This window comes from Actinoplanes cyaneus (assembly GCF_016862095.1).
Lineage (GTDB): Bacteria > Actinomycetota > Actinomycetes > Mycobacteriales > Micromonosporaceae > Actinoplanes > Actinoplanes cyaneus.
In genome coordinates this window covers 1-4367 of the sequence record NZ_BOMH01000128.1, presented here as the reverse complement: position 1 = coordinate 4367, position 4367 = coordinate 1, and the positions used below count along the sequence as shown (strand labels likewise).

Annotated in this window: 5 protein-coding genes and 1 pseudogene; all 6 read left to right on the top strand. The window is 64.4% G+C overall.

The window, feature by feature from the left end; all coding sequences use genetic code 11:
* Positions 1-260 precede the first annotated feature (260 nt).
* Positions 261-650 carry a hypothetical protein gene (locus Acy02nite_RS45870; protein WP_203756562.1) on the top strand — a complete coding sequence of 130 codons (390 nt, stop codon included), beginning with the start codon at positions 261-263 and terminating at the stop codon, positions 648-650.
* Positions 651-819: 169 nt separating this feature from the next.
* The gene (locus Acy02nite_RS45865; RefSeq protein WP_203756559.1) at positions 820-1428 is read left to right on the top strand and encodes a hypothetical protein; all 609 of its coding nucleotides are present in this window, start codon (positions 820-822) and stop codon (positions 1426-1428) included.
* Positions 1429-1797: 369 nt separating this feature from the next.
* Positions 1798-1923 carry a hypothetical protein gene (locus Acy02nite_RS47445; protein ID WP_264653490.1) on the top strand — a complete coding sequence of 42 codons (126 nt, stop codon included), beginning with the start codon at positions 1798-1800 and terminating at the stop codon, positions 1921-1923.
* 29 nt (positions 1924-1952) lie between these two features.
* Positions 1953-2342 (top strand): hypothetical protein, encoded by a 390-nt coding sequence (locus tag Acy02nite_RS45860; protein WP_203756556.1) that lies wholly within the window; start codon positions 1953-1955, stop codon positions 2340-2342.
* Positions 2343-2521: 179 nt separating this feature from the next.
* Complete coding sequence (locus tag Acy02nite_RS45855; RefSeq protein ID WP_203756553.1) at positions 2522-3178, top strand: helix-turn-helix domain-containing protein; 657 nt, start codon at positions 2522-2524, stop codon at positions 3176-3178.
* Positions 3179-3386: 208 nt separating this feature from the next.
* Positions 3387-4367 (top strand): annotated as a pseudogene (locus Acy02nite_RS45850) (hypothetical protein); the annotation flags it as partial.

The window sequence follows — 4367 nt, the reverse complement described above, 5'->3', positions numbered from 1 at the left end:
ACGAACGACGCGGCCTGACGCGTGACAACGATCGCGGTACCTGATGCCACGACGTCGGGTGTCCTGCCCGCCGACAGCTACGCACCATCGACCTCGTCAATGACGCGGCCCGTGCTTACCGAGACCGAACACGCAGCAGCTGCGGACAGTCACAGGGAGCCAATCAGAACCGCTTTCATCGCGGCAAGAGAGTACGTTCACCCGATGTAAGCCGGATATCGAGTGGTTCGCGTCCGCATGCGCTGCCATGATGCTGCGGGATGAGATCAGCAGACAACAGCAGTGACGAAGAACGGCAGGCGATCGCCGATCACCTGCTCGACCTTTCGTTGCCGGAACTTCTCGACGTACTGCGGCGTGTGCTGCCGGCACACGCTGACGACGGAGGCGACGGTAAGCCGTCACAGAAACTTGTGCTCGCTGAGGCGATGATTTTTGGCCAGGTATCGCCCGGCCGCGTCGATCCCAAAGACCCGCCGGTCACGCTCGCTATGGTCGCTTGGCCCGATCATGAGTACTACGAAGGCGGGATGGGGCCTACCCCTCACCTCTTCGAAGGTGGTACCTGCCCCCGGTGTGGCATTGAACTGACGTCCAACGTGAAGCGTGCTTTCTGTCCGGCCTGCGGCAAACTCAGTTATCTGACCTGACCATTCACGTAGCGCCGCACTCTCGTCGGCACGAGCGTGCGCCGGCCAACTTTGGTCGGTGTGACACTGCGTGACAGCCCTCCGTCAGTGCGCCGTGCGCTCGGCGGCAGAAGCGGATGGTCGGCTGTCCGTCGCCGGGCGCTCAGCGGAGCTTTACTACCCTGCGGTCATGGCCCATGTACTCGCCCGGCTGAACGGCTTCGGGATGACGCTCATCCCGAACTGGCCCTACTCCTTCGAAAGGGAAGGGGAGGGTTCGAACGTCGTGCACGCCACTCGGTGGACCCCCTCGGGGCCGGCGAAGGTAACGATCGAGCCCGGCAGCCCCGTCGACGGTAACGACGTCGTCGACGTGGGCGGCGGATTCGACGTCCCGTACTGGCTGATAGAGACATCGATCTTCAGCGTGCAGTGGCCGGCCGGCTTCACCGTTAACTCGCCGCAGGACGCCGGCGATGGCACACCCTTCTATCTGCAAGGGCAAGGCGAAGCGGCCATCTTCATGCAAGGTCCGGTGCTGAGATCACGGTTGTCGGATCCTGACGCTCTGGTCGCCCCCGGCCAATCCGTCCTGTCCCGGCGGTCGGACGACAACGGCGTCGCAAGCATCGAACTGACCTATCTCCACGATGATGAGCAATGGTGGCAAGCACACTGGATGATGCCATGCCAGGCTGATCACTTCGTCGTCATCACGGCTCAGTCTCTTCTTGCAGCGTCGGCGACAACTCGCACGGCCGCGGAGACAGCCGTAGCGACATTCGAAAGTTCCGCGTAGGCATAGAGCGTCCGCTCATCGGCACGAACATGCGCCGGCCAACTCGACCGCCGTGACAGGGCGAGACGGCTCTCCGTCAGTGCCGCGCACTGTCGGCGGCATGTGAGTGAGATGCTCGGCCCTCGGCGTCCAGCCCGCACCGACTGATAGGTAGCCTCCTCAGGCGCGTCGGGCAAAGGCGGATGGGAAAGTCCGTTACTAGCGTTTCGCTAACGACCGCAAGGTATGAGCCGGTTCGAGTCCGGTAGCACGGCGCGTCCGCTCGGCGGTATGTGCGAATGTCTGTTCGCCTGGTACGGCGGCACGGTCACTCATCGATCCGGTATGCCGCCGTGGCGTGGCTGACGGCTATTGGCGACGGGAGCCGGCGTGGATCTCAACGTTGGAGATGTGCTGGACCGGGCGGCGGCCGTCGGCCGCGACGTCGCGCTGGCCGATGGTCATACGATTTTCGGCACGGCGGTCCCCGACCGGGTGCAGACCCTTCCGAGTTAGATGGGCTCCGGGAGCGCGTCGACTTGCCCGTGTCATATACGGAGTTTCTAGCTTATTGTGACGGTTGGATCGGTCTTGACGGGCAGACTGACCTGTTTTCGATCTCGCAGTTGCTGAACGGGCAGGCGACTGAAGAGGCTTGGGTGATCGTCGAGGCCTACGACGAGGGCAGCGGCTGGAAGGTCGGGCTCTCCCGCGATCGTTACTTCGTTATCGGTGCGGCCGTATCGTGCCTGAGCGTCGTTCTACTCGACCTTGCATCGCCACCTCGGCTGCGCTGGCTAACTCGAGGAGGCGTGGAGGATTTTCCAGCCCTGGATGCGCTCATTGCGACTGCCACAGAAGGCAACTTGAAGACCCTCTCCGCTCTACGAGCGGACCCGTGGCTAGGCAACGCGTACGATACCGGGCCGCACTAACCTCGGCGCGGCAGAAGGCCGGCCCCCAGGCAGCAGGCCACGGGCCGTGACAGCGGCCCGTCCCAGCCCGGACTGCGGCAGATGAGCGCTTCTGATCTTGATTTCCGGTGCTTGTCATGGCGTAGTCACGCTCAACGCAGGTCTGGATACCGTGAGGCCAGCGGAACTACCCTGCGACCATGAATATCGCTGGCCGCACGCTCACGCCAGCGGTGGTGGAAGCCTTGACCTACTGGCCCCGACTCGTGCACGCGGAAGAGCCGAAACCCGTCGACCTCGCGGTCCTGCCACACTTTTTCAATGGTCTGCTGAGTGAACTGCCGTGGTGGGACAACATCTGGCGAGTCACCTACGTCGAACCGGCTAACCCGCGGGAGTTCGCCAGCGACCATGACCGCCAGAGGAGCAGGTTCACCGAGGTCTCGGTGCCGGGGATACTCGGTGGCGGCGCGGGGCAAACGTTGCCGTTCCTCGGACGTGTCCGATTCGAGAGTGATCGGCTGTTGCGGTTTCAGGCGAAGATCGGGGACATGGTTGTCGGTCCTGCGCTCTCGGAAGCTGGCACCCACGAGCCACATCCATTCGGTGCTGTGCTGCGCAAACTCATGGACAATCGGGGCGTCTCGGTGAAGGACGTGGCCAGGCGGACGTATCGCGCGATGTCGACAATCTATGCAGCGCAATCCGGAGGACGCAATCCGCACCCCATTCTTGTCCGAGAGATCGCTGGCGCCTTGGACATACCGGAGGCGGACCTGGCCGCGATTGCTGGTGTTGACGATGGCATGTCCGACGTAACGAAAAACGCCAGCGAGCAGCCTGGTGGACGGCAGTAGGGACGCACTCTCATCGGCATGGTCGTCTGTTGAGGTTGGCTCCGTTTCGGAGGCCGTGAAGACGGCGAGGATGTAGTTGGGGTGTCGGTCGAGGTTCCAGCGCGCGGTCATGGCGAATGGTGTGCGGGAGTCGGCGTGGCGGGCGACGATCCGGACGTCGCGAGGGTGCACCAGCCGGGATCACCGTGATCATGGCAGTCTTGCCGAGGTGGTTCTGACAATTGGAGGCGACGATATGGCCGGCTGGTCGGCGATGGCGGGCACCCACCAGTTCGTCGTGCCTGACGACGAGCGCGCCCACGAGTTGGCTCAAGCCTTGGCGTCGCACGGTTTCGCCTATGTCTCGGGCCGGTCCTCGCCTCGTGGCGGATGGATGGTGAGTGCCGTCGATGAAGGGCCGTATCCGGTCGACGTGACCGGACATCGGATGATTGACGCGGTCGGGCGCGCCGCTGCCGTCATCGCTCGCCAGTGCGGCGGCTACCCGGAAGGCGGCAGTCGCTGCGACGTGAGCATGGTGCAGATCCTGCGCGGTCCCGACGCGCCGATCGTGTGCACCAATCCCGGCGCACGGCCCCCGATGCCCGGCATCGTGGTCGTCGACCCACCACCACCCGCACTGCTGGCCCTGACTCCCGACCATGCTGAGGACACGCCCATCGAGTTGTCTGGCCTGGACGAGATTCCATGGACAGAGCTCAGTCACGCCCACGGGAGCGCGGAGGACGTCCCCGACTTGTTGCGGGCATTGGCGGACCCGTTCGGCGACTGGGACCAGACCTTGGACGAGTTGTTCGGGGACAACCTGCTGCATCAGGGAACCTGCTACTCGGCCACCCCGCCCTCGCTGCCGTTTCTCGCGCGCATGATCGCTTCCGGGGCGCTGCCCGCCAAACAACGGCTCGATCTCTACGTATGGTTGCTGGTCGCCGCTGACCGATGGGCTGACGGACTGCTCGCCGACGCAGGCCGGGCCGCAGCCGAGGGCCGTCCGCCTCAACCGGCAGCGTGGAGCCTGGACGTCCGCTTCACCGTTGACGAGCAGGTGCCGGCGTTGCTCACACGCTGGGAGACGGAGCCACCCGCGGTGAGGTTCGTGCTGGCCTGCCTGGCTGCCCTGTTTCCCCACCACGGGCGTCAGATCGGCGATCAGATCACCGGCATGGTGCAAGAGCTCGACGGCACCCGA

Bases quoted from the DNA above. Each gene is read 5' to 3' on its own strand.
- Acy02nite_RS45870 (WP_203756562.1), top strand. From the start codon at position 261: ATGAGATCAGCAGACAACAGCAGTGACGAAGAACGGCAGGCGATCGCC.
- Acy02nite_RS45855 (WP_203756553.1), top strand. From the start codon at position 2,522: ATGAATATCGCTGGCCGCACGCTCACGCCAGCGGTGGTGGAAGCCTTG.
- Acy02nite_RS45865 (WP_203756559.1), top strand. From the start codon at position 820: ATGGCCCATGTACTCGCCCGGCTGAACGGCTTCGGGATGACGCTCATC.